The sequence below is a fragment of the Peribacillus sp. FSL R5-0717 genome (assembly GCF_038002945.1).
Lineage (GTDB): Bacteria > Bacillota > Bacilli > Bacillales > DSM-1321 > Peribacillus > Peribacillus frigoritolerans.
In genome coordinates this window covers 2,113,319-2,138,420 of sequence record NZ_JBBOOF010000001.1, presented here as the reverse complement: position 1 = coordinate 2,138,420, position 25,102 = coordinate 2,113,319, and the positions used below count along the sequence as shown (strand labels likewise).

Below are 25,102 nucleotides of genomic sequence, written 5' to 3'. Positions count from 1 at the left end.
TATCCACAGTCATCGAATTGGGGACAAAAAAAACCGGCCATGAAAGCCGGTTTTTGCGTACTATAATTAAAACATGGAAGAACTGTGCATCGGCTGAACTTTTGCTTTTGGGTCAATATATTGTTTGGCGTGATTGACGGCAGTGGGTGCCTCACCAAAACCACTGGCAATCAATTTTACTTTGCCATCATAGGTTGCAATATCGCCTGCTGCATAAATCCCCGGGATATTCGTTTCCATTCTGGAATTCACCAAAATGCTGTTCTTCTGGATATCAAGTCCCCATTCCTTAATGGGACCAAGAGAAGAAACGAAGCCGTAATTGACGATGACTGCATCTACATCCATGGTCTCTGTATCGTCACCATTTGTATCCTTGATGACAATTGTATGGATACGTCCGTCTGTACCAATAAACTCTGCAGGTATGTATGGAGTCTTTATTTCCACTTTTGAATTTTTAAGTGTTTCTACACTATGTTCGTGGGCACGGAACTTATCTCTTCTGTGAATGATGCTCACTTTCTCGGCAATCGGCTCCAGCATTAAGGCCCAGTCCACTGCTGAATCCCCACCGCCGAAGACGACCACTTTTTTGCCGGCAAAGTGATTGAGGTCATCGATGAAATAGTGAAGGTTGCCGTTTTCATATTTTTTTGCATCTTCAATTTCGATGCGGCGGGGTTGGAAAGCCCCATTTCCAGCTGTGATGATAATCGTTTTGGAGTAATGGATTTCTTTATCAGTCGTTAACTTGAACACTCCATCGGCTTGCTTTTCCACTTCTTGAACGGCTTGCTCCAGGACGACATCCTGTTCGAACTTTGCCATTTGTTCTTTCAAATTATTCACTAGCTCCTGAGCGCGCACTTTGGGGAAACCAGCGATGTCATAGATGTATTTCTCTGGATAAAGGGCCGACAATTGTCCGCCTAATTGTGGCAGGCTCTCGATGATTTTTACGGATGCCTGTCTCATTCCTCCATAAAATGCAGTGAATAATCCAACCGGGCCTCCGCCAATGATTGTAATATCATAAACTTTTTCATTAACTTCCAACGTTATCCCTCCGATATACTAGGTTTGCTGAAATTTATTCTCTTATTTTAACATAGATGATCTTTTAAAAAACGGAGAAAGTTAGAAAAGTGAGAAAGTTTTGACTATATTTGCGCAGTTTCCTGATGAATGATTTGTATCCGCTTTCAAATCCGGGTGAAATTACCCTTTGCCAATGTTGAGCATATCGTATAAATATGGTCGCAACTGGGTGAAAAGTAATGTTTTTCGGCTATATTTTAACCTGAAAAAGTTCGGTTTGTTACTTGAAAAAGGTAAGGAAAAAGACTAATATTTACTTAGATATCATTTGGTAAATTTTTTATAAATTTTTTATGACATTTATGAAGTGTTACGTGAAATACGTCACAAATGTATAAGAGTGCTTTTTATAATGGAAATTATAAAGATAGACAATATATTTTAGTTATGGAAAGCATCACAAGAAAATATCGTAAAGGTGGAAGAATACTTTTGAAAAAGCCAACAATCGTTGTTTTAGGAGCAGGTTATGGTGGATTGATGACTGTTACTCGCTTACAGAAGGCGTTAGGTCAAAATGAAGCAGAAATCGTATTAGTTAACAAAAATGATTACCACTATGAAACAACATGGCTGCATGAAGCATCTGCTGGAACGCTTCATCATGATCGTGTGCGCTATCCAATCAAAAGTGTGATTAACAGCAAAGTTAAATTCATCCAGGATTCCGTTTTGGAAGTGAAAACGGAGAACAAAAAAGTCATCCTTCAAAACGGCGAAATTTCTTATGATTACTTAGTGATTGGTCTTGGACCTGAATCGGAAACATTCGGAATCCAGGGGCTAAAAGAATATGCTTTCTCTATCTCTAACGTGAACACGGCACGTAAAATCCGTGACCATATCCAATTGCAATTCGCTACGTACAGTACTGAGGCTGAAAAGAATGAAGACCGCTTGACGATCGTTGTTGGAGGAGCAGGATTTACGGGTATCGAATTCCTTGGCGAATTGGCTAACCGTGTCCCTGAACTTTGTAAAGAATACGACATCGATTTCCAAAAGGTCCGCATGTACTGTGTGGAGGCAGCCCCAGCCGTCCTTCCTGGCTTCGATCCGGAATTGGTGGATTATGCAGTATCTTACCTTGAGAAAAAAGGTGTGGAATTCAAAATCGGCACACCGATCAAGGGGGCGACTCCTGAAGGCATCATCGTGGCAAAAGGCGAAGATGAAGTGGAAGAAATCAAAGCGGGCACCGTTGTATGGGCAGCTGGCGTACGTGGAAACTCTGTGATAGAGGCTTCCGGTTTTGAAGCTATGCGCGGACGTATTAAGGTGAATCTTGACATGCGGGCACCGGGGCATGACGATATCTTCATCGTAGGGGATTGCGCTTTGATCATCAACGAGGAAATTAATCGTCCATATCCACCTACTGCACAAATAGCGATGCAGCAAGGTGAGGTCATTGCGAAGAACCTGACTAAATTGGTTCGTAACGAAAGCGACCTGGAAACGTTCACTTTCGAAAACAAAGGAACGGTATGTTCCCTCGGTGAAGATAATGCGATTGGTGTTGTCTTCGGCAAGAAAGTTACAGGTAAGACTGCATCATTCATGAAGAAAATGGTTGATAACAGGGCATTGTTAATGATTGGCGGAGCCTCACTTGTTGCTAAAAAAGGTAAATTCAACGTCCTTTAATTTTTTTGATAGATCAATAATGGCCATTTGGGGATTGTCCCTGAATGGCTTTTTCATTGGCAGCCCATTCATCGATGAGTGTGTCATAGCGGAGTATGCAACTTTTTTGTGTGGAATATAATGGGGATGACGAAGTTTGATCAAGGAAATTATCTTTGGCATCATCTTTACTATAATGAATGTAGGGGAAGTGGGTTTTGGTGGAACGTTGCAAAAATGTTTGGCTGGCAGTGTCCGGCCTTGTGATATCGGATAAAGGTGAGTGGCTTGTCGTGAACAAAAGGTATGGCGGATTGAAAGGGCAATGGTCGCTTCCGGCAGGTTTTGTCAAAAATGATGAAACCGTCGATGAAGCTGTCGTAAGGGAAGTGCTGGAGGAGACGGGCATTCATACAGAAATCGAAGGCATCGTAGGAGTGAGAAGCGGAGTCATCAAAGGGGATATAAGTGATAATATGTTGATATTTTTACTTAAACCGCTCAGCTTTGACGTAAATGCTCAATTGGATGAATTATATGAAGCTAAATTTTATCACCCTGATTTACTCATGAAGGAGGGGAAGCAATCGTTACTATTGGAACAGCTTTTAGCTTTTAAAAAGGAAAGAATGCAGACGATGCTTGACGGGTTGAATCCGGGAGATCAATTTGGATATACATCATATAAACTATTCTTGTAATTTGGGTAATTATCTTTTCTTCGGTATTATTTGGTATAAGTCGTTGACGCAGCAATTATTTTTTCAGTAAACTAAAGGTGTCGCTTTTAAGGAGGGTCAAGAATAACATGCCATTGCCTGTTTTAATTATCTCAATACTCTTATTTTTCATATTGTTTTTCGGAATTGGCTTTTTGCTGAATATGCTCTTTCGTTCTTCGTGGATCATGGTCTTCTTATTTCCAATCGTCTTCATCATCATTGTCAATGAAACAAAGCTAATAGAATATTTTAGGAATCCGGGAATATCTTTTTCCAATCTTGGTACGAACCTTACATCCCTGCATACGGCAGACATCATTATTTTATCAAGCGGGCTGCTTGGTGCGGTTTTAGCTGGTGTGGTCATCAGGATTCTAAGGAATAAAGGATATCAAATGTTTTAATAAGGGAAGGGCCGTCATTTATGGACGGTCCTTTTTTTTGTAGGCTGTTTTCGCATACTTTGTTGCTATTTACCAAGTAGTGCGGTGTGGTTGATTTCCCCTCCAGATGCTCGCTTTCCGCGGGGCGGTGAGCATCCTCGGCGTAAACCCTGTGGGGTCTTCACCTGTCCCGCTGCTCCCGCGAGCAGTCTGGCACTTCCGCTCCAATCAACCTTAAATAGTTTCGTTTTAAAAACAACGATCTTTACGAAAAGAGCCTTTTTTGTATGAAAAATTGGTTCTTTCCATGCTTTATGAATATTTTCACTCCGTAAAGGGAACAAATATCCTTGTGAGAGGAGTGGAATTGATACATATGAAGATTGTAAAGGCATTATTTTTGAGGGTTGCTATTATCATATTATTTATCTTGGCCATCGAATCGACCTTGAATCATGTTTTTGGGGCAGTTCCTGAAGATCATCCTTTTGAAGAAGCAATGAGACAACATCGAATGCTTGGTCTCGAATATAAAGCGATTCATAGTGGGGGGCAAGTGGCAACGCTAATGGCATCGGCATCTGCGAGCAATGGTCCCACGACGATAGCGGAGGCAATCGAGCTTTCGAAATACCCGAAGCAAGAAGTTTTGGCTACAGGATATACAGCAGGGTATGAATCAACCGGAAAGTACCCGGAAAGCCCATCTTATGGAATCACATATTCAGGGGTGAAGGTGAAACGGGATTTGTTTTCCACCATTGCCGCCGATCTTGCCATATTCCCTCTCGGAACCATCCTTTGGATTCCGGGCTATGGATATGGGGTTGTAGCGGACAAGGGCGGTGCGATCAAAGGGAATCACCTGGATCTATACTACGAAACGGTACAGGATGTGTACGAGAACTGGGGAAAGAAAACCCTTGAAGTATATGTTGTCCAAAAAGGGAACGGCGAGTTATCCGAACAACAGTTAAGCAGGTTGAATGAAACCAAGATCAAGCAGGTATTCAAGCCGAAAATCGCTGAGAAAGCATTGAATGAGAATGTAGCTTCCTTTGCTTTTTAAAGAGGAAAGTGAAAGGCTGCCTCAATTGAGGCAGCCTTTTCTGTTTCATTTGGGACGCCCTTAGGGCATGCCTTTGTAGGCTTCAGGGTGCAGAGTCTTTGCCAATATGGACAGCCCATCCAGCAAACGCGGGGATGGCCGGCAGAATAAAGGTTCTTCCATGATGTGAATATGGTTATTACGGACGGCCTTCATATCAGTCCACCCTTGCCGTTTCCTGACAAGCGCAGGGTTTACTTTACGTAAAGGGACACCGACCCAAGCTAAGCAAATATGGTCGGGATCCTTTTTTTGGACCTCTTCGGAAGTGACTTGAATGCTTGCCATGTCGACATCCTCGAAAAGGTTATATCCTCCCGCAAGCGTACTGATCTCGGATAACCAATTAACTCCCCCGGGGCTGAATAAGGGATTAGGCCACCATTCCCAATACAGGGACGGCTTTGTTTCGATTTTATCGGCGATGTTTTTATATTGAAGGATGGCATCACGGAATTTGGCAGCCTGTTCCTCTGCTTTTTCCTTAAGATCCATCGCCTCGCCCAAGGTCAGTAAATCTTTTGCGATATCTTCAAGCGATTGCGGGTTGAAGATGATATGGGGGATGTTCCGTTCTTTTAGCCCCTCAATGTTTTTTTCCATGCCCGGTACACTCAGTGAAGCCAGCACCAAATCAGGTTTTAGTGATTCCACATGATCGATATCGATCGATAAGTCGGGCCCCACTTTAGGAAGATGCTGTAGGGTTTCAGGCCAATCAGAGTAGTCATCGATGGCTATCAGCTGATCTTCGATTCCTAGATATGTGCATAGTTCCGTATTGCTGGGGCAAAGAGAGATTATTTTCAAATTGAACACCTACCCTTGAAAGATGAAAAAGTGAAGTGCCAATGCAATGAATACTCCGGTCAAGGCTCCGAAAAATACCTCGATTGGCTTATGGCCCAACAGTTCCTTTAATTGCTGCTGTTTCTGTTTATCTGCTTTTTTCTGCCAGTTCTTTGCTTGCTCGACAAAGGTATTGAAGTCGGTCACGAGCTGGTTCAAGACGGCTGCCTGTTCTCCTGCCTGCCGTCTCACTCCTGTCGCGTCGAACATCGTGATGATTGCAAAGATCGCGGCAACGGCAAATACAGGGGAATCCATTCCGGTTTCGATCCCTACCGCCACGGTCAGGGCTGACACGGCCGCAGAGTGGGAGCTTGGCATACCGCCTGTGGAGTTAATGAGTGACCAGTTCACTTTGCGAAATGCTATGAAGTGGATGGGCACTTTGATGAATTGAGCAAAGAAAATGGCAATCAATGCTGCGATTAAAGGGAAGTTGAGTAATAATTCCAAGAGTATCAGCCTTCTTTCTAGTTATAAGTAAAGATGAAATCCATATATGGGTAAATGCATCCTGTTCGGAATAAGGCCCTTATTATTAGTTCCATTCAGTCCTGTCGATTCCCTGCCGGCATAAGTATAAATATGATCTTTCTTATACTATTACTCTAAAGTCACCCATTCTAAACAATATCCCTTGTTATTATTATTTTCGCGGCTTATTCGAAAATTTTTGAAGATTTCGTTATAATGAATGTAATAGAATGGAGGAGGTATCAGAATGTTCACAGTAAAAAATTCCTTAAATATAGATTTGATTGACGAATGCCTGATTCTAGGCGTATTTGACAGACCCGTGAAGTTCACAGGGATAGGGAAAGAAGCGGATGAACGATTGGATGGCCAGCTGACAGAGTTGGTGAAAGCCGGAGAAATCTCTTCCAAGAAAAAATCAGTGGTCAAAATACATACATTAGGTAAATTAAGCGTAAAAAGATTGATTTTTGTAGGGTTGGGCAAGGAAAAGGAGCTATCTTTTGAAACGCTCCGCGAAGCGTTGGGAAAAGCGCGTAAGACGATTAAAGAATCCAAGATTACGACACTTTCGATCGCGTTGGATACATTCACGACTGAAAATCTGGATGCATTGGATGCAGCGCATGCTTGTTCCGAAGCTTTTGAACTTGCATCCTATAAATTTGACGGATACAAGCAAAAATCGAACCAGGTCGAAAAAAGCCTTGAATCGATTACGGTTTACAGTGAATTTGATCAAGAAGAGGTCGGTGCCGCGCTGCATGTAGGGAGGATCTTCGGAAGGGCGACGAACTCAGCCAGAACATTGGTCAATACACCGGGCAATTTGCTGACTTCCACGGATTTGGCGGATTATTCATCTGCCTTGGGCGAACGTTATGGGTTTGAAGTGGAGATCCTCGAGAAGGAGGACATGCTCAAGTTGGGAATGGGCGCACTCCTTGCTGTCAATAAAGGTTCGGTCGAGCCTCCGAAAATGATTGTCCTGAAGTATCAAGGTAAGGATGAATGGAAGGATGTTATCGGGTTGGTCGGTAAAGGAATCACATTCGATACGGGTGGATACTCATTGAAAACGAAGGCTGGTATCGTTGGAATGAAGACGGATATGGGCGGTGCGGCAGCCGTTTTAGGTGCGATGGAAATCATTGGCGAATTGGGACCGGACCAAAATGTCGTGGCGGTCATTCCTTCCACTGATAACATGATCAGCGGTGATGCATTCAAGCCTGATGACGTGATCACTGCCATGAGCGGCAAGACGATAGAGGTATTGAACACGGATGCGGAAGGCCGTCTGGTTTTGGCGGATGCCATGACTTACGCTAAACATCATGGTGCCGACTATCTTATTGACGTTGCCACTTTAACGGGTGGTGTCATAACGGCGCTGGGCATGGATATGACGGGTGCAATGACAAATGACACGGAATTCTATGAACAAGTGGTCAAAGCCTCAGAGGAGGCCGGGGAGCCCATTTGGAGATTGCCGATTACGGAAAAGGATAAAGAGCGGGTACGCAATAGTAAAATAGCGGATTTGAATAATTCACCTGGAGGGGCGGGACATGCGATCATGGGCGGCGCCTTCATCGGTGAATTTGCCGAAGAAACTCCGTGGGTCCATCTGGATATTGCCGGAACTTCCACAACCTCGAGCAACTCCGAATTGTGCACATCGGGGGCTACCGGTGTCATGGCACGCACGCTTGCACTATTGGTTGAAACCTTTGAAACGAAAACAAGATGACCCCAAATATCCGAAGCCGAAAATAGGCTTCGGTTTTTTTACCAAAAAGGTGTTAGACGGACGTTATGTCTCCCTCCATTTCAAGCTGACGATGATATGGCAATTTTCTTCTCCTGCTTTAGGATAGAAATCAAAACGGATCCCATCGGGGTTATACGTGATATCAGGTTCGTTCTTAATTCCTATCTTTCGGATCATATCGATCACGACATTTTTTTGCGATGCTTGGGCAGCAGTCATCAACCGGTTCGAGAAAGGCTTGGATGTGGCTATGGTATCCATGACCTTTTTTACATCAAGCATCAAAGATTGCGAGGTATTTGCCGATTTGACTAGCAGATCTGGATTGGTTGCCAAGTAGGGACGCAATGTCCGATTCCTGGCGTGAGGCGGAAATAGGATGGGATCATATAAAAAATAAGGGAAATCCTCCAAAAGGTTTCCTTCCTTTCATTAGGTCTGTCTATAGACACGTTTTCGTTATACGTTAAAATATGTATAAAGGCCAGCCGATATGATAGAGGTTTGTGAATGACCCTTTTCTGCAAAAAAACTTCTTGAAAATTATGATCAAAGACACACTATTATTTGTAAACTGCTTCATTGACAGGTATAGTGTATAGTAATATACTTACTTACCTAAAGTAAGGAGAAGGCACACTATAAATTATAAAATAGGTGATGTTAACATGAAAATAACCCAGGAAACAAAAGACCTTTTAATAGATAAAATGAATATCATCCAAACCCCCGGTAAAGCTGATATATGCCTTGTGGGACCTGTGAACCTGCCGGTTGAACAAGGAGATTTCTCAACGGTTTTCCAATGGTATACATGGCTTCAGCTTGACGGTGCGGATAATGACAAGGATACGGTGCTTGATTCGCTTTCGGAAGCGAACCTCGCTTTTGGACAGCAATCCTCCGTATTGGTTTATGGTGATTTTGAAAAGTCGGAAGATGCACTTGTCCGGATGCATAGCATCTGCCACACAGGTGATATCTTCGGCAGTAAACGCTGTGATTGCGGCTACCAGCTCCACCAATCGATGAAGATGATAGCCGAGCATGGGTGCGGGGCCATTTTTTACCTTGCGGACCATGAAGGAAGAGGGATTGGCCTGTTTTCCAAATCTCTTGCCTATTTGCTACAGCAGGAAGGTTATGACACGGTCGAGGCGAATGAGGCTTTAGGATTCGAAGACGATACGCGATCTTACGAGGGAGCCATTCGCGTGTTGAGGGAACTGCGTAAGGATCCGGTTACTTTAATCACGAACAACCCCAAAAAGCTGGATGCCCTCATGAAGCATGGACTTGCGGCAAAGGACCATATTCCGCTATGGGGCGGTTTGACGGAAGATAATAGTTTCTATCTCGATACAAAGGTCAAGAAGTCTGGACATATACCCACAAAGAAGCCAACTTTGATTGTATAAAGGAGAGCTATAGAATGAATGATGATCAATATTACATGAAGCTGGCACTGGATTTGGCAGCCAGTGCTAAAGGAAAGACGAATCCAAATCCAGTGGTCGGGGCAGTCATAGTGAAAGACGGTGTGATAGCCGGGACAGGGATCCACCGTAAAGCGGGTGAACCGCATGCGGAAGTACATGCTTTTAAAATGGCGGGTGAGTATGCAGAAGGTGCAACGCTTTATGTGACTCTTGAGCCTTGTTCCCATTATGGAAAGACGCCTCCTTGTGCAAATTTGGTGAAAGAATCAGGTGTCCGGCGAGTCGTGGTTGCGACTCAAGATCCGAATCCGGAAGTGGCCGGCAGAGGAATATCGATCATAAAGGATGCAGGCATTGAAGTTGAAGTCGGCGTCCTGGAAAAGGAAGCTCAAAGGCTGAATGAGCGTTTTATTCACAATATGCTGACGGATCGTCCATTTGTCATATCGAAGTATGCGATGACACTCGATGGAAAACTTGCAACCCACACAGGCCATTCAAAGTGGATAACAGGAGAAGAGTCACGTCATTCCGTTCATTTGCTTCGTGATGAGGTGGATGCCATCCTAGTTGGTATCGGGACTGTGTTGGCCGATGATCCATCACTGACGACCAGACTTCCGGAGGGCGGAGGGAAAAATCCGATCCGGATCATTTTAGACAGTGAATTACGGGTTCCATTGGATGCCAAAGTTGTAGAAGTATCAGATGCGAAGACCTTGATCGTAACGCAGGAAAATGCACCTGCGGATAAAATGGACCTTTTACGTGAAAAAGGGATCGAATTCATTTTCGTCCCCAAAAACGAGACGGGACTGAATCTAACGGCATTAATGGAAGAGCTGTATAAAAAGGGGATTACGGATGTCTTGCTGGAAGGCGGAAGCGAAGTGAATGCCTCATTCCTTAGGGAAGGGCTCATCGATAAATACTTGATTTATATAGCCCCTAAACTATTGGGTGGCAGAAACTCACTGACACCGTATACTGGCATGAATGTGGATACGATGGATGAAGCGATGGATGTTTCCTTTTCTGGCGTGGAAACGTTTGGTGAGGACATACGCATCACGGCTTATCCTAAATAAAAATAGACAACAGGTGAAGAGGCATGATGGTTAAATCAGATGTATGCATAGTCGGTTCAGGTCCTGGAGGTGCCCTGCTGGCTTACCTATTGGCCAAGCAGGACATTTCAGTCGTATTGCTTGAAAGGCATTCTGAAGTTTCAAGGGAGTTCAGGGGCGAGTTCTTGAACGATGAAGGAGAGGGCATTCTTAAAAAGCACGGTTTATTCAATAGTGTGGAAAAACTTGGCTTGCTTAGGATGGAACAAATTGAATATTGGCATGACGGCCAAATATTCAAAAGCATTATCCCGGAAGGGCCTGTCGATCATGTTGGGATACATGTCCCTCAAAACCATCTGCTTAAAGCCATATTGAATGAAGCCGAAAAGCTGGACTCCTTTCAATTGATGATGAATACTAGGGTTACCGACTTGATGCAGAATGAAATGGGCCGTTTTACGGGTGTCAAGGCCCGTAATGACGGAAATGACCTTGAAGTGCAAAGTCCATTGATAATCGGAGCGGACGGCAGGTTTTCCATCGTTCGAAAAAAAGCGGGAATACCAGTCGAGATTAAAGGTCATGGCTATGATTTACTGTGGGCAAAAATTCCTTCTCCGGAGGGGTGGAAGCCTTCGATCAAGATGGCATTGGTCAATGGCTCCCAGGTTGCCCTCTTCACCCAGGCCGGAGGTTTCATCCAAATTGGATGGAATATAGAGCATGGTTCATTTCCCCATTTGCGAAAACAGCATTTTGAACCATTCATTGAAGATTTGCTTCATGCCTTTCCTGAATTAAAAAAGGTTGTGTGTGAAAATATCCGCTCTTGGCAGGACTTCATTTTATTGGATGTTTACAGCAGCTATTGTGAGACGTGGACAAAGGATGGCGTTGCTTTATTAGGTGATGCAGCCCATACGATGACGCCTACGGGTGCGTTCGGACTCAATTGTGCCATGAAGGATGCCGATATATTGGCCGAGCTTATTTCTGGATGCATCCTGCAGGGGGATACTGGCTTCCTTGGACTTAAAATGGCTGAGCCAAAAAGAAAAGCCGAGATTGAAAGATTACAGGCCATTCAGGTGGACAAGGAGATGTCCTTCGCATCACAGTTTGCTGCCGCTTATGTTTGAATAGGAGTGAAGGATATGAAATTCGGTTTTGATATTGACGATACCCTTATTAACTTGAGGGAGTTCGCGTTTCATCTTTATAATGAAAAGCTTAATACGAACATAGAGTTAACGAAATTCAGGGCTTTAAAGACGTTGGAGATCCATGAAGCTTTCGGGCTTGATAAAGAGGCTGGGGGCAAGATGTGGAACAGCCTGGCCGATGAAGTGTATTATTCATCCTGTCCAGCCTTCGAGGGCGCAGTGGAAACGCTGCAGGAGCTTGAACGCGATGGCCACGAAATCTATTACATCACCGCCAGAAAAGCGGAGCATGGTGAACGGACGAAAAAATGGCTGATCGAAAACGGCTTTCCGGTTAAGGATGACCATTTTTACTGCGGGATGAAGGATCATGAAAAAATTGATACGATCCGCAAATTGGAATTGGATTATTATTTTGATGATAAACCGGCAGTGCTGGAAACGTTATTGGATATTCCAACGAAAGTGTATGCAATGGATAACTCCTATAACAGGGAATTGGATATTCCAAGACTGACAAGCTGGTTTGAATTAAAAGAAATCCTCTCCAAATAATACATTTACATTATTGACGGATGACTTGATAGACTTGAGTCATCCTTTTTTTGTATACTAATATGAATAACGGTTCATTTTTTGCTAAAAAAACAAGAGAGTCGGAGGTAATGGGATGGAGAGAAATATTGAAAATTCATTGATAGGCACGCTTGGGATTGAAATGAAAGAAGTGGGCGAGGGGAAAGTCATTGCGACGATGCCTGTGGATGAACGCACTAGGCAGCCGTATGGTTTATTGCATGGGGGAGCGTCCGTTGCGCTTGCGGAATCCGTTGCAAGCTTTGGAGGGATGATGCTGGTAGATAGTACAAAACAAGCTGTCGTCGGCCTTGAAATCAATGCCAATCATGTTAGGGGCGTCCGTTCAGGTGTTGTTACCGCAGAGGGGAACATCATCCATCGCGGGAAGACGACGATGGTGTGGGACGTGAAGATCCGTGATGAAGAGGATCATCTTATCTGCATTTCACGCTGTACATTGGCCGTTATCGACTTACCGAAGTCAAAGTGAATCAAAAGAACAACGGAAATTGGCGCAATGATTCTACATTATCCGGTTTACGTATAATATGGCAGTAGACTATTGTATGAAAAGAGGTTTTTCTATGCTGGTAGGTCATATACAAGAAATCACCCGTCATCCTGTAAAATCATTCACTGGTGAACAGGTACAAAAAACGAAGGTAATGGACTATGGACTATATGGTGATCGCAGCCATGCCTTTAAAGGAAAAAATGGGAAGTTCCTGACGATAACCCAAGTCCCGGAAATGGTCCGTTATCAAGCTGTTTTTTCTGGTGAGGAAGCACTTGACCAATATCCGGAAATCCAAGTGAAGACCCCTTCAGGAAACGTTTTGACATGGGGAGAGGGAGCCTTTCAGGAGGAAATGGAACGGTTGTTGAAACAGGAGGCAGAACCAGCTGTTTATCATCCTGCACATATTCCGTTAGGTGCGATTGAAGAAGAAAACATCCTGCTTGTCAGTGATGCCTCGATTGGCGAATTGACCAAGCTTTGGGGAAAAGAACTGGATGGCAGGAGATTCAGGCAAAATTTGATTATATCCTTAGTGAATAAAACCCCCTTTTTAGAAGAGCAATGGTTCGGAAAAAGGATTCTAATCGGAAATGAAGTGGAATTGGAGATCAAAAGGCATTGTGAGCGCTGTATGATCATAACTGTCGATCCAAGCGATTCACATAGAGATCCATCACTGCTGAAAACTGTCGTCAAGGAAAGGGAAAATCATTTTGGCGTATATGCCTCGGTCATGCAAACAGGTGAAATCAGAGTGGGCGATGAGGTATTTTTAAAAGATTGAAACAGAAAAGAGCTGCTCCTGTAATCAGGGCAGCTCTTTTTCAATAGCAGGGATCACCGGGTTTTCCTTAAATCATCCTGGACACTCCGATCCCACATTTTTACACCCGTATGATAAGCCGAGCGCATGATTAAATGTCCGGCAACAGGACTGGTCATGAAGATGAAGATGATCGCGAGCACGACCCGGAAATCGAAATGGCTATGTTTATAATAAAAATATAACAAGGTGCCGATCAGGATGAACATGATTCCAAGTGTCGAGCTTTTTGAGGCAGCGTGATTTCTTGTATAGACGTCGGGCAGCCGGATGATGCCGAAAGCCGAGACTAAAAAGAGAAAGACTCCCATTAATAGGAATAGGGCCGATAGGGTTTCAACGATTGCGGTCATCTTCGATTATCTCCCCTTTCTCAAGGAATTTGGCGAAAGCGACCGTTCCGATGAAAGATAGGATTCCGAGCAGAAGAATGGCTTCCAGATATGCGCTTGTATCCATGACGATGGAGGCAAGTGCAACGATTGCAATAAGATTGATTCCCATTGCATCGAGTGCGATGACCCGATCCGGTACGGAAGGCCCTTTGATTAAACGGTATAAGAATCCAATCATGGAAAGCGAAACACCGAGCAACGCGATTTTAAGCATTAGATCGAACATTATTTGCCCACCTCCATAATCGCTTTTTCAAATGTATTTTTAATGCTGTCCACAGCCTCTTCCTTGTCGGCAATATCCATCGCGTGGATATAAAGAATCCGATTATCTTCCGATACTTCAACGACAAGTGTTCCTGGTGTAAGTGTAATTAAATTCGATAGTATCGTAATTTCCCAATCCTTTGTCAGCACGGTTTCAAATGCGAATATGCCAGGCTTCATATCCAGGCTCGGTTTAAGCACGGCCTTAAGGACGCTAATGTTGGAAAGTATGAGTTCCCTTGCGAATATGAGCAGCAATAGAACGACGGCATTCACCCTTTTCAAGTAAAAACGATCATTGAAAAAATGACGGAAGACGAACATGATGCCGAGCCCCAATATATATCCGATGATAAAAGTGCTCCCGTTAAACTCATTTTTCAAAAACATCCAGATAAACGCAAGGAACACATTCAGTAAAATTTGGAATGACATCAGGCACTACTCCTTTAAAACGGCTTTGTTATAGATTTCGGGATTCATTAATGAATCTACAGCTTGTGTAATGTATGGGTAAACCGATTCTGTCCCTATTCCGAATAAAATGGAAATGATGACGAGGAGGACTGCCGGAACCAGCATTTTATTGACCTTTCCATTAGTTAAGGCATAATCAGCTTTTGGAGTTCCCCAAAAGCCATTCATGAATATTTTCATGACGGAATAGAGGACCATCAAGCTTGAAATTAAGACAACGGCCATTCCCAAGTAGGCCCCTTTTTCTGCAGCTCCCTTAAGAATAAGGAGCTTGCCGGCAAAACCGCTGAACGGCGGGATTCCCGCCAATGATATGGCCGCTATGAAGAAGGTCCATGCAACGGTCGGGTATTGCTTGATCAAGCCGCCCATGTCCCGTAAATCATCCGATCCGCTGATTTTGATCATGATGCCTACCAGCAGGAAGAGTGCAGCCTTGATCAGCATGTCATGAATGATATATAGAATGGAACCCGATAAGGCCTGTTCATTCATGACGGAGATGCCGAATAGAATAACCCCGACGGCGATGATGATATTGTAAATGATGATTTTTTTTACATCCCAATAAGCTATCGCACCAATGACACCGATGATGATGGTCAAGATTGCAAGTATCGCCAGGAATGTATGGGTGAAATCCTGGTCATGATAAAACATCAGTGTATAGGTCCGGAAAATGGAATAGATCCCGACCTTTGTCAGCAATGCCCCGAATAGAGCCATCACTGGAATGGGCGGAGCATAATAAGACCCAGGCAGCCATTGGAAAAGCGGGAAAATGGCTCCCTTCAAACCGAAGACGATCAGAAAGCCAATCGCTATCACCGAGATGATTCCAGGCTGGTTGACTTCCGTAATCCTTTGACTGATGTCCGCCATGTTCAATGTTCCTAGAACTGAATAAAGATAAGCCACCATGATGACGAAAAAGGAAGAGGATAGTACATTGACGATGATATACTTCAATGATTCCCTCAGCTGGATTTTCGTCCCTCCGAGTACAAGCAGCACGTAGGAAGCCATCAGCATGACTTCGAAGAATACGAATAGATTGAAAAGATCTCCCGTAAGGAAGGCACCGTTCACCCCGATCAGCAAAAATTGGAATACAGGATAGTAATAATGTCTTTCCCGTTCTTCCCCTATGGAATAAAACGAGTAAAGCAGTATGGCCAATCCAATGATATTCGTGGTCAGTACGAGCAGCGAAGATAGCATATCTGCGACGATCACGATCCCGAATGGCGCCTCCCAGCTTCCGACGCCTAAAGTCAAGATGCCTTGATTATGGACCGTAAACACTAGATAAAGGGAAATTACAATTCCGATAAGAGAGGAAAAAAGCGATATCCCTCTTTGTAGCTTGATTTTTTTTGCAAAGAATATTAGTAGGATGCCTGTGAAAAGCGGCCATAAAACAGGCATGAAAGTAAGATTATTCATTCGTTTCCGTACCTCTCATTTCTTCCATGTCATCCGTACCGAGTTCCTGGTAGGTCCGATAAGCAAGTACCAGCAGAAATGATGTGACTCCGAAACTGATGACGATTGCCGTCAAGATAAGCGCTTGCGGAAGCGGATCGACATAGGATGCAGCTTCATCACTCAGCAATGGAACGGAACCGCCTTTCAAACCGCCCATCGTCAAAATCAAAAGGTGGGCGCCGTGACTGAGCAGCCCGGTACCGATTATGATTCTTAAAATGCTTTTGGAAAGCATTAAATAGGTCGCACACATAAATAGTATTCCAATGACAATGGCCATTAAAAGTTCCATTATTCACTCTCCCCTATCGTTTGAATAATGGTCATCGTTACACCAACAACCACAAGATAAACACCCAGATCAAAAAGTACCGCAGTATGAAGCGAAATGTGCCCAAAAAGCGGTAAATCAACATATTGATATACATGTGTCATGAGGGGCACCCCGAACACCAGCCCACCGGCCACGGTCAGGCTTGATATGAACAGGCCTGAACCGATCATTAACTTATAGTCAATCGGCAAAATGCCGGTGACGGTTTTAATGTCGAAAGCGAGCAACAGCAGGACTATGGCGGCTGAAGTCATTAAACCGCCGACAAACCCGCCGCCTGGCGAATAATGCCCGCCTAAAAAGATGGCTACCGCAAACAGCAAGATAACAAAGGCGGCGACTTTCGTAACCGTTTGGAGAATCAGGTCATTTTGCTTCATGATTTATCTTTCCCCCCTGTCAAACGCAATTTGATCATCGCGAATATTCCGAGCGCAGCGATGGAAAGGACAGTGATTTCAAACATCGTATCAAGTCCGCGGAAGTCAACGAGAATGACATTTACGACGTTTTTCCCGCCTGCCTCCTTATAAGCATTTTCAAGATAGTAACTGGATATGGAATCAAACAGTTTATTGCTATGTGCCGATAAGGCGATCAATGTGACGATGACTCCTACACCAATGGATATCATGGCATTATTCAACTTGAACGTCATCCGTTCTTCCTTTCTGCTTGCCATTAACGGGAGATGGAAGAAACAGAGCAAAAACAGCGATACCGAAATCGTTTCGATGACTAGTTGAGTCAAGGCTAAATCCGGTGCCCGCAGCAAAACGAAAAATAGGGAAATCGTATAACCGACGGCTCCTAAGATGATAATGGAAGTTAAACGGGATCTTGCAAACAGAATGGCGACCGAGCCAATCACGATGATTCCAGCTAATACCAATTCATATATGCCGATCGGGGCAAAATTCCCTGCATCCAATTTAAATGCATCCTTCCAATAGAGCGTAAAGCCCAAGGAAAATATGAAGAAAAGGAAGATTGAAAGCAGATACGTCCGAATCGAACCTGTCATTAATACTTTCATGACGAAGGAAGCTGAACGTTCGAGCCCTCTTACTCCGTTATCATACAAAGCATTCAGGGAGATGCGTTCAGGAATCCACTGAGTGACTTTCTGCCACTTCGGAAGCGTTTTGTATAATAGAATTCCAAATGCTATGATGCCGATGGTCATCCATACTTCAGGTTGGAATCCATGCCAGAAGGCGATATGGACTTGGAAATCCGGTCCCGCCAAGCTTGGCTGTATGCCGGCAACAGCAGGTTTAATGATGGATGAAGACAGCAAGTTTGGAAAAATACCGAAAATGATGACCAACGAAGCAAGGATGATCGGGGATATTAGCATCCCGACCGGTGCCTCGTGGGGCTTCCTTTCCAAAAGTTGTAACTGAAGTTTGCCAGTAAAGGGTTTGAGCACGACAATCATGCTATAAATAAAAGTGAATACACTGGCTACCCATGCAACCGCAGGGAACAGGACCCCCCATGTCTCCATATTGAAGATATTCAATTGCAATACATTCACCATGCTGGCCAGGAACATTTCCTTGCTCAAAAAACCATTGAAGGGCGGAAGTCCAGCCATTGAAAAAGCACCTATCACAGCGACGGTGAAAGTGATCGGCATCAACTGCATCAATCCGCCAAGCTTTCTGATATCACGCGTACCGGTTTCATGATCAATGATGCCTGCAACCATGAATAGGCTCCCTTTAAAGGTCGCATGATTAATCAAGTGGAATACTGCTGCAACCGTGGCTGCCAAGTATATATTTTCCCCCAACGTTTCATAGTGGAGTGCCGCAGCTCCAAGTCCCAAAAGCGACATGATCAATCCGAGCTGACTGATGGTGGAAAAAGCGAGAATCCCCTTCAAATCGGTCTGCTTGATTGCAGAGAATGAGCCCCAGAACAGGGTGATCAATCCGGCGATCGAAACGAGCCAGAACCATAATCCGGATTCTGCAAAAACAGGGCTTAATCGGGCAACCAAATAAATGCCAGCCTTGACCATTGTGGCGGAATGAAGGTAAGCACTGACCGGAGTAGGCGCTTCCATCGCGTCAGGAAGCCAAATATGGAACGGGAACTGTGCAGATTTAGTGAACGCGCCAAGCAGCACAAGCAAAAGTGCAGGAACGAAGAGCGAGTGGTCCATAAGTTCCCCGCTTTGGGCAATCAATTCACGTATGCTGAATGTGTTCCCCATAATGGAAAGGAGAATGATGCCTCCAAGCATGCTTAAGCCTCCAAGCACAGTGATCAGCAGCGATTTCTGCGCCCCGTAACGTGAACGCTCCCTCTCATTCCAATATCCTATCAATAGAAAAGATGATAAACTCGTGAATTCCCAAAACGAATAAAGGACTATTAGATTATCGGAAAGGACGACACCAAGCATCGCCCCGATGAAAAGCAAAAGGAAGACGTAAAATTGGTTCAGCTTTTCTTTCTCCTTCGATAAATAGAAAATTGAATAAAGTACGACGAGTGAACCAATACCTGTAATGAGCAAGGCAAACAAAAGCCCTAGTCCATCGACATAGAAATCAACATCTATTCCGAGAGAAGGAATCCATGTTGCGCTTTCCATAACGATATCCCCTTGTTTGGTCAAGGAAATGAACCTTGAAAAATAGGTGAAAAGGAGAATCGGTAAAATCAATACAAACCAACCTGTATGTATTTGTCGAAATAGTTTGTATAATATTGGTACAATAAGTGCTAATAGAAACGGCGATAATACCGCCCAATGAAGTAAAGACATAAACTCCCCCCTTTTTTTAAAAACGAAGTCAGTCGTCTTATTATGCTTTTTTCACGCAATCCTAGACGTTAGGAAATCTTCGTTGAATATGTATTTTTTTATCGAATGCTTGCCTCGCTTAAAAGTATAACGCAATTTATGTGGGTTTGCATGGCTTTAAAAACGGTGAAGGCCAACTAGAATGATGTTTTATATATAGGTAGAAAAGGAGGGGGAACCGTCCTGAAAAATTTATTAAAAAAAGTTTTTCAACGGTGAATGAGCAGAGTATCCATTGTTAAATAATGGATTATCTTGCATAATATTGCATAATATAGGGTAAAAGATACACTGATAGAGAAATCATGAAAAACACCTATTTATTTAGCTATTTACCAATAATTTCAATCTTGTTATTCAGCCTCTCCTTTGCCATTTATGGGGAAATGCAAATGCTCAAATTATTTGGAAATTTTGGAATCTATCAAGGGATGCTGGAATTCTTTTCTGAAGCCGGCATCAAGCTGGCGCTGCTGATCGTATTGCTCCTTTTATTCTTCATGGTTTTTGCTGCATTGAAGCTGATCTCCGATACGATATTGGAGCTGTCTTTATTATTCTTTTCCAAGGATTCGGAAGGTAAAGCTCTGAACAGTGTAAGAATGGGGTCTGTCATTTATGTGATTGCGGTGCCTGTTCATTGTTCAGCGTTCAATTCATCTTCGGGCTTGGGTCGAACTTTATCGCGACGAATGTCGTGGCTTTAATTTATTTTGTCAATAAGTTGAGCCCGAGCCTGAATTTGTCGAGGCTAGTGGGATTGGTCTTCTTTCCAATCTTCGTTTGGACGGCACTGATTTCAATAGTCGCTTATGCGGGATTGAAGCTCTATAACAGCGTCATTGCAAGTCTTCCCATATAGCAAAAAAGAAGGTGCCATTGCGGCACATTACAGAATGTAGACAATAATGAGTTGCCTACAGTTTTTTTGAGGAAATGTAAGAAGGTTGATTTCCACTCCAGGCACTCGCTTTCCGCGGGCGGTCCGGGAGCCTCCTCGGCGCCAGCGCCTGCGGGGTCTCCCTTTGACGCGCTTTTCCCGCAGGAGTCTCGTACCTTCCGCTCCAATCAACTTTGTTTTAACATTTAGATGGAACTTCTTTTGTCGACAACAGGAAGGTGCCATCAGACTGTAGACAAACTCGATAATATCAAAGCAAGCTGCTAGCATTGTCTTGGCTAGCTGGTTATTCGCCAGGAGTGTCGCGAATTTTTTCAATCCATTGAGGTTTCATCCCCTGTAAAACAAATCATAGAGTAGACCATGTCTTGTTTCATGGTAATAATTCCATGATCAAATCGTGTCAGGGATTGAGACCATTCCGAACCTCATTTTATTGACAAACTAAGAAGGTGCCATTGCGGCACCTTCTTTTTTCACTCGGCAGTCTGGCTGATATCTTTCCAAATCAATAGATGGGGTGAATGTGAATAAATGGATTGTAGATTGGATGGCTTGTCCCTTCCAATCCAAAACCCCTGTTGTATAGTTTGCTGTCAGACCGACAAACCACATGTCTTTGACATCATTGGTCGTACCGGTTTTACCGCCGACATAATCTGTAGGAAAGTAGGCTTTTCGTGCTGTCCCGGAAAGCGTTGTTTCTTGGAGCAGCTGCCGCATCTTGGCTACGGTGCGTTTGTTCCATATCTCCTTGGAGCGGTCTTTCCTTTTATAAAGGACTTTACCTTCTTGGTCGGTGACTTTTGTAATGGCTCGTGCTGGCTGATAGTTTCCGTCATGGAAGGAAGTATAGGCATTTGTGAGTTCAAGGGGACTCATGCCATATTCGAATCCGCCTATGGCCGAACTCGTATGGTGGTCTTTTTTGCTGACTTTTCTAAAGCCAAAAGCATCCAGGTACTTGAAACTCGTTTCCACCCCCGTCTTTTCAAAGAGTCTTATGGCGGGTGTGTTATACGACTGAGCAAAGGCAGTTCTTAGTGTGACCATCCCATAGCTGTCGCCGCTATGATTTTTTGGACAATAGCTATTGCTGCGATAGCTTGCTCCGCTAACGAGCTGATTGATGTCAGCATCCGTTTCTTCTAAATAGGGAGCATAATCAAGAAGCGGCTTAATCGCAGACCCTGGCTGCCTATAGCTTTGGTATGCCCGATTGAAAGAATTTATTTTATAATCTTTTCCCCCAATCAAAGAGACAAGCTCGTGCGTATGATGCTGTATAACCACTAAAGCTCCCTCGATATCATTGACACCGATTTTTGATTGTACAGCAGTCTTTGATGATGTTTGCAGTTTAGTATCGAGTGCGGTATGGATGGTTACACCGGAATTCAAAAGCTCTTTGACCTTTTTATCCAGCTCGGCTTCCGCGTTCTTACGTATAGCGACATCAGTGCTTTGCAGAGATTTGTCGAGACCCTCGGAGGATGCCACCAGGTTTTTCAATTCCTGATGTACAGATGTCACGTAATCGGGATACAAGTCGACCGGGGTGGACAAGTCTAATTTAATCGTACTTTTGATAAGCTTTTCGTACTTGGCCTGTTCTAAAGCACCATTGGCAACCATTTGTTCCAGCATTCTCTCCTGACGCTTTTTCGTCGGATCGAAATGTTTAAGGGGATTATAGTATTCCGGATTATTAGGGATTGCGGCAAGGAAGGCAAGTTCCGCCTTGGTTAATTCTCCAGTCGGTATACTGAAATAATATTGGGAAGCAGCTTCGATTCCATAAGCTCCATTACTGAAATAGATGGCATTCAAATACAGCTCCATGATTTCCGGTTTTGATTTTTTTCGCTCTATCTGATAGGCATAATTGAGTTCGCTGAGTTTTCGGTTATATGTCCTATCATGTGATAGATAAACATTCCTGGCCAGTTGCTGGGTAATGGTACTGCCGCCTTGTTCGATTGTTTTATTTTGTGAATTGATAAGAAGCGCCCTGCTTATGCCGGATAGGTCGACTCCTGCATGATCATAAAATTTCTGGTCCTCTGTAACGATGAACAGATTTTCCAGGAATAGGGGGATGTCTTCAAGTTTTAAGTAAGTCCGTTTCTCACCAGTGGAAATTTCACTGATGACCTTTCCATTTGCGGCCTTCATGTAACTATTCTGAGCCAGTTCTATCGATTCAACAGGAATCCGCTCGTCGAGTACATGATAGGGAGATTGCGCTAAGGACCACTCCTGATGGGAAAAGAAAATGAAAAGGATCAATACGGGAACTAAGAGGGAAATCGTGATATAGCCAAGATACGTGCGCATAGTTCAACTTCCTAACTAATATATTTTTAGTATGTCCTTGGAATGAAGGAATGAAAAAATGGTACTTTTGGTCCGTTTATCCATCATGTTTCAAAAAAGGTAGACAATAAAGGGTTTTGGGTAAATTAGGTATGACGGCGAGCGCGGTATCCGAATGGCAAAGAAATAACTTTCTAAATCTTCTGTTATAATAATCTCGTGAGAAAAAACCATGTTTGTTTATATGTTGATGTCAGGAATATGAAGGGGGTCATAAAAATGGAGGAACAACAGCAATATGTATTCATAGATTTTGAATTTACGATGCCGGAAGGAAAAGCCAATCCAACGGGGTTTTATCCGGAAATCATTGAGGTTGGTTTAGTCACCGTCATTAATGAGACCATTGAGGAACAATTCTCATCTTTTGTTAACCCATTGAAATTTCCAGTTTTAACGGGAAGATGCAAGAAGTTCTTGAACATTACCCAGGATCAGGTGGACCAGGGGATATCATTTGAAGAGCTGGTTGCGTTATTGAAGAAAATAGATGAACAGCACCCGACGACGATTGTTACTTGGGGAAATATGGACATGAAGGTGCTTCGCCAGAATTGTCAGAAGGCAGGATTGGATTTCCCTTTTTCAGGGAAGGAAAATGATCTTTGCCTGGAGTATAAACGCTTTTTCGGGGATCAAAATCAAACCGGACTTTGGAAAGCTGTACAGGCCTATGGCAAAGAAGGGACAGGCAAGCATCACAGGGCGCTGGATGATGCGATTACGACATATAATATCTTTAAGTTAGTGGAGAAAGATAAAAGTTATATGAAAAATCATGAACCGACGACAATTGGCGACCGCATTGATTTATCAAAGGTATTGAATCATTTAGCGTTATAAAAGCCAAATCATATACTACTGATTTGGCTTTTAAGCTTTATTTGAAATAATCCGCCGCTAGATCTTTAAGCAACTGTAAGCTTTTATCATTCCACTCTGTTTGGGCTTCGTTTAAAGTGCCTTTCATTTTATCAACAGCTTCTCTTAAGGATTCCTTATACTCCGGAATCTCCTCATCGAAAGTCCTTACCATATTCTTTGGTACATTGGTTTGTTCCCGGAATGCAAGAGCACGCCGCTGATGGAACATGGACACTTCCGTTTGCTTCGGGTTATGAAGATCTCCCTGCATGGGATGCTTCAAAACAGCCAACACTCTAACAAGATATGCAGCAGGTCTGATATCGGTGACTTCCCCGATGTATTTTCCAGTTTTATATATGGCGGTAACCTTATCGCCGATTTTAAAATCCTGTTCTGACATTTCCCTACCACCTTTCTTTTAACTTCCTTCATGATACATAAGAACAACGATTTTTCACAGCGAATTTGTTCAATTTCGTAAAGATGCTTTTTTAATGAAAATCGTGTAAAGTGTACAAATGAAGATGAAAAATGGTGTTTCATGCCATTTTATTTTAAAAAGAAAGAGGTTATGTACAATGACAAACTTTCCGCAATTAACAAGTGAAGTTTTGGAAAATGAAAAAGCGGTCATCATGCAAACGACGATGGGCGATATTAAAATTAAACTATTCCCTGAACTGGCTCCAAAGACAGTGGAGAATTTCTTGACACATGCTGAAAACGGTTATTACGAAGGAATCATCTTCCACCGTGTCATCAAGGATTTCATGCTTCAAGGCGGAGATCCGACAGGGACTGGAATGGGTGGAGAAAGTATTTGGGGAGCTCCATTTGAGGACGAGTTTTCCATGCAATTATTCAATTTGCGCGGAGCTCTTTCCATGGCTAATGCAGGCCCGGGAACAAACGGCAGCCAATTCTTCGTCGTACAAGCCCAGCACGTGGACAGCAGGATGGGTGAGCAAATGAAGCAAGCCGGTTATCCGGAAGAAATCATCAGTGCTTATATGGAACAAGGAGGCACACCTTGGCTGGATCATAAACACTCTGTTTTTGGACAAGTGGTCGAAGGCATGGACGTTGTTGATACGATTGCTAACGTAGAGACAGTTGCGGGAGACAAGCCAGCAGTTGACGTTGTCATTAAAGGGATCACCATTTTATAAATAAAAGATAAGCGAGGGGCTCAGTGCCTCTCGTTTTTTATGTTTTAGTGGATTGGTCCCACTAGTGGATTGTTCTGGTAATTGATATAATGAGAGAATGCAGTTTAATTCCCTATCAGGAAGGATGTAACGGATGGACTTTCTCAATCATGCTTTACTAGGTTTGTTTCTTTACTTTCCGGAAGACAAGACTGAATATATCTCGGCTGGTATAACTTGCTTCATTTTTTTAGTGGCGGCCGTTTTTACGATGAGGGCAATTATAAGATATTCAAAGAAGGAAGAATTGAAAACGAAGCAATTCGAAGATGAGGTCACCAGAAGGAACCAGCGTATAAAGGATGATACCATTTCCTGATCCAGGAAGATGCCTGCA

27 protein-coding genes and 1 pseudogene are annotated in these 25,102 nt (G+C 43.5%); 15 read left to right on the top strand and 13 right to left on the bottom strand.

All coding sequences use genetic code 11. The features are described 5' to 3' along the window. Positions 1 to 66: 66 nt before the first annotated feature. Positions 67 to 1,059 (bottom strand): NAD(P)/FAD-dependent oxidoreductase, encoded by a 993-nt coding sequence (locus NYE65_RS10465; protein WP_328177778.1) that lies wholly within the window; start codon positions 1,057 to 1,059, stop codon positions 67 to 69. Positions 1,060 to 1,533: 474 nt separating this feature from the next. Between NYE65_RS10465 and NYE65_RS10460 the strand changes: the two genes are divergently transcribed. The 4 genes from NYE65_RS10460 (at position 1,534) to NYE65_RS10445 (ending at position 4,901) form a co-directional block, all read left to right on the top strand. Continuing rightward, entirely contained in the window at positions 1,534 to 2,748 is a 1,215-nt protein-coding gene (locus tag NYE65_RS10460; RefSeq protein ID WP_098864800.1) for an NAD(P)/FAD-dependent oxidoreductase, read from the top strand. Between the two features lie 200 nt (positions 2,749 to 2,948). Then, positions 2,949 to 3,428, top strand: coding sequence for an NUDIX domain-containing protein (locus NYE65_RS10455; protein ID WP_264639761.1), 480 nt, complete (start codon positions 2,949 to 2,951; stop codon positions 3,426 to 3,428). 107 nt (positions 3,429 to 3,535) lie between these two features. Next, complete coding sequence (locus tag NYE65_RS10450) at positions 3,536 to 3,853, top strand: YuiB family protein (RefSeq protein ID WP_034310217.1); 318 nt, start codon at positions 3,536 to 3,538, stop codon at positions 3,851 to 3,853. Between the two features lie 355 nt (positions 3,854 to 4,208). Continuing rightward, positions 4,209 to 4,901 carry a 3D domain-containing protein gene (locus NYE65_RS10445; protein ID WP_340860897.1) on the top strand — a complete coding sequence of 231 codons (693 nt, stop codon included), beginning with the start codon at positions 4,209 to 4,211 and terminating at the stop codon, positions 4,899 to 4,901. 60 nt (positions 4,902 to 4,961) lie between these two features. On the opposite strand, the gene NYE65_RS10440 is transcribed toward NYE65_RS10445, so the two are convergent. Both NYE65_RS10440 and NYE65_RS10435 read right to left on the bottom strand, forming a co-directional pair. Further along, positions 4,962 to 5,750 (bottom strand): cobalamin-binding protein, encoded by a 789-nt coding sequence (locus NYE65_RS10440; protein ID WP_340860896.1) that lies wholly within the window; start codon positions 5,748 to 5,750, stop codon positions 4,962 to 4,964. A 9-nt stretch (positions 5,751 to 5,759) separates the two neighbouring features. Then, a complete protein-coding gene (locus NYE65_RS10435; protein ID WP_034310222.1) occupies positions 5,760 to 6,242 on the bottom strand; it encodes a divergent PAP2 family protein in 483 nt (160 codons plus the stop codon). A gap of 268 nt (positions 6,243 to 6,510) precedes the next feature. On the opposite strand from NYE65_RS10435, the gene NYE65_RS10430 reads away from it, so the two are divergent. Next, on the top strand, positions 6,511 to 8,016 hold the full coding sequence (locus NYE65_RS10430) for a leucyl aminopeptidase (RefSeq protein ID WP_328177780.1): 1,506 nt from the start codon (positions 6,511 to 6,513) through the stop codon (positions 8,014 to 8,016). A gap of 63 nt (positions 8,017 to 8,079) precedes the next feature. On the opposite strand, the gene NYE65_RS10425 is transcribed toward NYE65_RS10430, so the two are convergent. After that, entirely contained in the window at positions 8,080 to 8,451 is a 372-nt protein-coding gene (locus NYE65_RS10425) for a hypothetical protein (protein ID WP_063574765.1), read from the bottom strand. Positions 8,452 to 8,705: 254 nt separating this feature from the next. Between NYE65_RS10425 and NYE65_RS10420 the strand changes: the two genes are divergently transcribed. The 6 genes from NYE65_RS10420 (at position 8,706) to NYE65_RS10395 (ending at position 13,592) form a co-directional block, all read left to right on the top strand. Then, a complete protein-coding gene (locus NYE65_RS10420) occupies positions 8,706 to 9,455 on the top strand; it encodes a GTP cyclohydrolase II (protein WP_057278041.1) in 750 nt (249 codons plus the stop codon). Positions 9,456 to 9,469: 14 nt separating this feature from the next. Beyond that, complete coding sequence (ribD, locus tag NYE65_RS10415; RefSeq protein ID WP_098864796.1) at positions 9,470 to 10,564, top strand: bifunctional diaminohydroxyphosphoribosylaminopyrimidine deaminase/5-amino-6-(5-phosphoribosylamino)uracil reductase RibD; 1,095 nt, start codon at positions 9,470 to 9,472, stop codon at positions 10,562 to 10,564. A 23-nt stretch (positions 10,565 to 10,587) separates the two neighbouring features. Next, positions 10,588 to 11,685 carry an FAD-dependent monooxygenase gene (locus tag NYE65_RS10410; protein WP_340860895.1) on the top strand — a complete coding sequence of 366 codons (1,098 nt, stop codon included), beginning with the start codon at positions 10,588 to 10,590 and terminating at the stop codon, positions 11,683 to 11,685. 15 nt (positions 11,686 to 11,700) lie between these two features. Continuing rightward, complete coding sequence (locus NYE65_RS10405; protein ID WP_034310235.1) at positions 11,701 to 12,264, top strand: 5' nucleotidase, NT5C type; 564 nt, start codon at positions 11,701 to 11,703, stop codon at positions 12,262 to 12,264. Positions 12,265 to 12,379: 115 nt separating this feature from the next. Further along, a complete protein-coding gene (locus NYE65_RS10400) occupies positions 12,380 to 12,778 on the top strand; it encodes a hotdog fold thioesterase (RefSeq protein WP_034310237.1) in 399 nt (132 codons plus the stop codon). Between the two features lie 94 nt (positions 12,779 to 12,872). Beyond that, complete coding sequence (locus tag NYE65_RS10395; RefSeq protein ID WP_340860894.1) at positions 12,873 to 13,592, top strand: MOSC domain-containing protein; 720 nt, start codon at positions 12,873 to 12,875, stop codon at positions 13,590 to 13,592. A gap of 53 nt (positions 13,593 to 13,645) precedes the next feature. Here the strand turns inward: NYE65_RS10395 and mnhG are convergent, their stop codons facing one another. From mnhG to NYE65_RS10360, 7 genes are read right to left on the bottom strand one after another with little or no spacing between them, the layout of a single operon-like run. Further along, a complete protein-coding gene (mnhG, locus tag NYE65_RS10390) occupies positions 13,646 to 13,984 on the bottom strand; it encodes a monovalent cation/H(+) antiporter subunit G (RefSeq protein WP_340860893.1) in 339 nt (112 codons plus the stop codon). Then, positions 13,968 to 14,240: a Na(+)/H(+) antiporter subunit F1 gene (locus NYE65_RS10385; protein ID WP_370023645.1), complete on the bottom strand. Its 273-nt coding sequence runs from the start codon at positions 14,238 to 14,240 to the stop codon at positions 13,968 to 13,970. Before NYE65_RS10385 ends, mnhG begins: the two co-directional genes overlap by 17 nt. Positions 14,241 to 14,251: 11 nt before the next feature. Further along, on the bottom strand, positions 14,252 to 14,728 hold the full coding sequence (locus NYE65_RS10380; RefSeq protein ID WP_057278036.1) for a Na+/H+ antiporter subunit E: 477 nt from the start codon (positions 14,726 to 14,728) through the stop codon (positions 14,252 to 14,254). Between the two features lie 6 nt (positions 14,729 to 14,734). After that, entirely contained in the window at positions 14,735 to 16,216 is a 1,482-nt protein-coding gene (locus NYE65_RS10375) for a Na+/H+ antiporter subunit D (protein WP_340860892.1), read from the bottom strand. Then, a complete protein-coding gene (locus NYE65_RS10370; RefSeq protein WP_054398868.1) occupies positions 16,209 to 16,550 on the bottom strand; it encodes a Na(+)/H(+) antiporter subunit C in 342 nt (113 codons plus the stop codon). Before NYE65_RS10370 ends, NYE65_RS10375 begins: the two co-directional genes overlap by 8 nt. Further along, positions 16,550 to 16,972 carry a Na(+)/H(+) antiporter subunit B gene (locus tag NYE65_RS10365; protein ID WP_340860891.1) on the bottom strand — a complete coding sequence of 141 codons (423 nt, stop codon included), beginning with the start codon at positions 16,970 to 16,972 and terminating at the stop codon, positions 16,550 to 16,552. The genes NYE65_RS10370 and NYE65_RS10365 overlap by 1 nt, the downstream gene beginning before the upstream one ends. After that, positions 16,969 to 19,374: a Na+/H+ antiporter subunit A gene (locus tag NYE65_RS10360; protein WP_340860890.1), complete on the bottom strand. Its 2,406-nt coding sequence runs from the start codon at positions 19,372 to 19,374 to the stop codon at positions 16,969 to 16,971. Before NYE65_RS10360 ends, NYE65_RS10365 begins: the two co-directional genes overlap by 4 nt. Positions 19,375 to 19,718: 344 nt before the next feature. On the opposite strand from NYE65_RS10360, the pseudogene NYE65_RS27225 reads away from it, so the two are divergent. Continuing rightward, positions 19,719 to 20,275: pseudogene (locus NYE65_RS27225) on the top strand (DUF5366 family protein). 483 nt (positions 20,276 to 20,758) lie between these two features. Here NYE65_RS27225 and NYE65_RS10345 read toward each other — a convergent pair. Continuing rightward, entirely contained in the window at positions 20,759 to 22,651 is a 1,893-nt protein-coding gene (locus tag NYE65_RS10345; RefSeq protein WP_340860887.1) for a transglycosylase domain-containing protein, read from the bottom strand. Positions 22,652 to 22,909: 258 nt separating this feature from the next. Here NYE65_RS10345 and kapD point away from each other — a divergent pair, with 258 nt between their 5' ends. Continuing rightward, on the top strand, positions 22,910 to 23,533 hold the full coding sequence (gene kapD, locus NYE65_RS10340; protein ID WP_249598349.1) for a 3'-5' exonuclease KapD: 624 nt from the start codon (positions 22,910 to 22,912) through the stop codon (positions 23,531 to 23,533). A 37-nt stretch (positions 23,534 to 23,570) separates the two neighbouring features. Here kapD and NYE65_RS10335 read toward each other — a convergent pair whose 3' ends face one another. After that, entirely contained in the window at positions 23,571 to 23,957 is a 387-nt protein-coding gene (locus NYE65_RS10335) for a kinase-associated lipoprotein B (protein ID WP_340860886.1), read from the bottom strand. 178 nt (positions 23,958 to 24,135) lie between these two features. Between NYE65_RS10335 and NYE65_RS10330 the strand changes: the two genes are divergently transcribed. After that, on the top strand, positions 24,136 to 24,726 hold the full coding sequence (locus tag NYE65_RS10330) for a peptidylprolyl isomerase (protein ID WP_034310270.1): 591 nt from the start codon (positions 24,136 to 24,138) through the stop codon (positions 24,724 to 24,726). A gap of 133 nt (positions 24,727 to 24,859) precedes the next feature. Next, positions 24,860 to 25,084 carry a hypothetical protein gene (locus NYE65_RS10325; protein WP_034310272.1) on the top strand — a complete coding sequence of 75 codons (225 nt, stop codon included), beginning with the start codon at positions 24,860 to 24,862 and terminating at the stop codon, positions 25,082 to 25,084. Positions 25,085 to 25,102: the final 18 nt, after the last annotated feature.

Bases quoted from the DNA above. Each gene is read 5' to 3' on its own strand.
- NYE65_RS10385 (WP_370023645.1), bottom strand. From the start codon at position 14,240: ATGCTTAAAATCGCGTTGCTCGGTGTTTCGCTTTCCATGATTGGATTC.
- NYE65_RS10405 (WP_034310235.1), top strand. From the start codon at position 11,701: ATGAAATTCGGTTTTGATATTGACGATACCCTTATTAACTTGAGGGAG.
- NYE65_RS10380 (WP_057278036.1), bottom strand. From the start codon at position 14,728: ATGTCATTCCAAATTTTACTGAATGTGTTCCTTGCGTTTATCTGGATG.
- NYE65_RS10325 (WP_034310272.1), top strand. From the start codon at position 24,860: ATGGACTTTCTCAATCATGCTTTACTAGGTTTGTTTCTTTACTTTCCG.
- NYE65_RS10360 (WP_340860890.1), bottom strand. From the start codon at position 19,374: ATGTCTTTACTTCATTGGGCGGTATTATCGCCGTTTCTATTAGCACTT.
- NYE65_RS10375 (WP_340860892.1), bottom strand. From the start codon at position 16,216: ATGAATAATCTTACTTTCATGCCTGTTTTATGGCCGCTTTTCACAGGC.
- NYE65_RS10330 (WP_034310270.1), top strand. From the start codon at position 24,136: ATGACAAACTTTCCGCAATTAACAAGTGAAGTTTTGGAAAATGAAAAA.
- NYE65_RS10400 (WP_034310237.1), top strand. From the start codon at position 12,380: ATGGAGAGAAATATTGAAAATTCATTGATAGGCACGCTTGGGATTGAA.
- NYE65_RS10335 (WP_340860886.1), bottom strand. From the start codon at position 23,957: ATGTCAGAACAGGATTTTAAAATCGGCGATAAGGTTACCGCCATATAT.
- NYE65_RS10410 (WP_340860895.1), top strand. From the start codon at position 10,588: ATGATGGTTAAATCAGATGTATGCATAGTCGGTTCAGGTCCTGGAGGT.
- NYE65_RS10395 (WP_340860894.1), top strand. From the start codon at position 12,873: ATGCTGGTAGGTCATATACAAGAAATCACCCGTCATCCTGTAAAATCA.
- NYE65_RS10420 (WP_057278041.1), top strand. From the start codon at position 8,706: ATGAAAATAACCCAGGAAACAAAAGACCTTTTAATAGATAAAATGAAT.
- NYE65_RS10370 (WP_054398868.1), bottom strand. From the start codon at position 16,550: ATGGAACTTTTAATGGCCATTGTCATTGGAATACTATTTATGTGTGCG.
- kapD (WP_249598349.1), top strand. From the start codon at position 22,910: ATGGAGGAACAACAGCAATATGTATTCATAGATTTTGAATTTACGATG.
- mnhG (WP_340860893.1), bottom strand. From the start codon at position 13,984: ATGACCGCAATCGTTGAAACCCTATCGGCCCTATTCCTATTAATGGGA.
- NYE65_RS10345 (WP_340860887.1), bottom strand. From the start codon at position 22,651: ATGCGCACGTATCTTGGCTATATCACGATTTCCCTCTTAGTTCCCGTA.
- NYE65_RS10450 (WP_034310217.1), top strand. From the start codon at position 3,536: ATGCCATTGCCTGTTTTAATTATCTCAATACTCTTATTTTTCATATTG.
- NYE65_RS10430 (WP_328177780.1), top strand. From the start codon at position 6,511: ATGTTCACAGTAAAAAATTCCTTAAATATAGATTTGATTGACGAATGC.
- NYE65_RS10365 (WP_340860891.1), bottom strand. From the start codon at position 16,972: ATGAAGCAAAATGACCTGATTCTCCAAACGGTTACGAAAGTCGCCGCC.
- ribD (WP_098864796.1), top strand. From the start codon at position 9,470: ATGAATGATGATCAATATTACATGAAGCTGGCACTGGATTTGGCAGCC.
- NYE65_RS10445 (WP_340860897.1), top strand. From the start codon at position 4,209: ATGAAGATTGTAAAGGCATTATTTTTGAGGGTTGCTATTATCATATTA.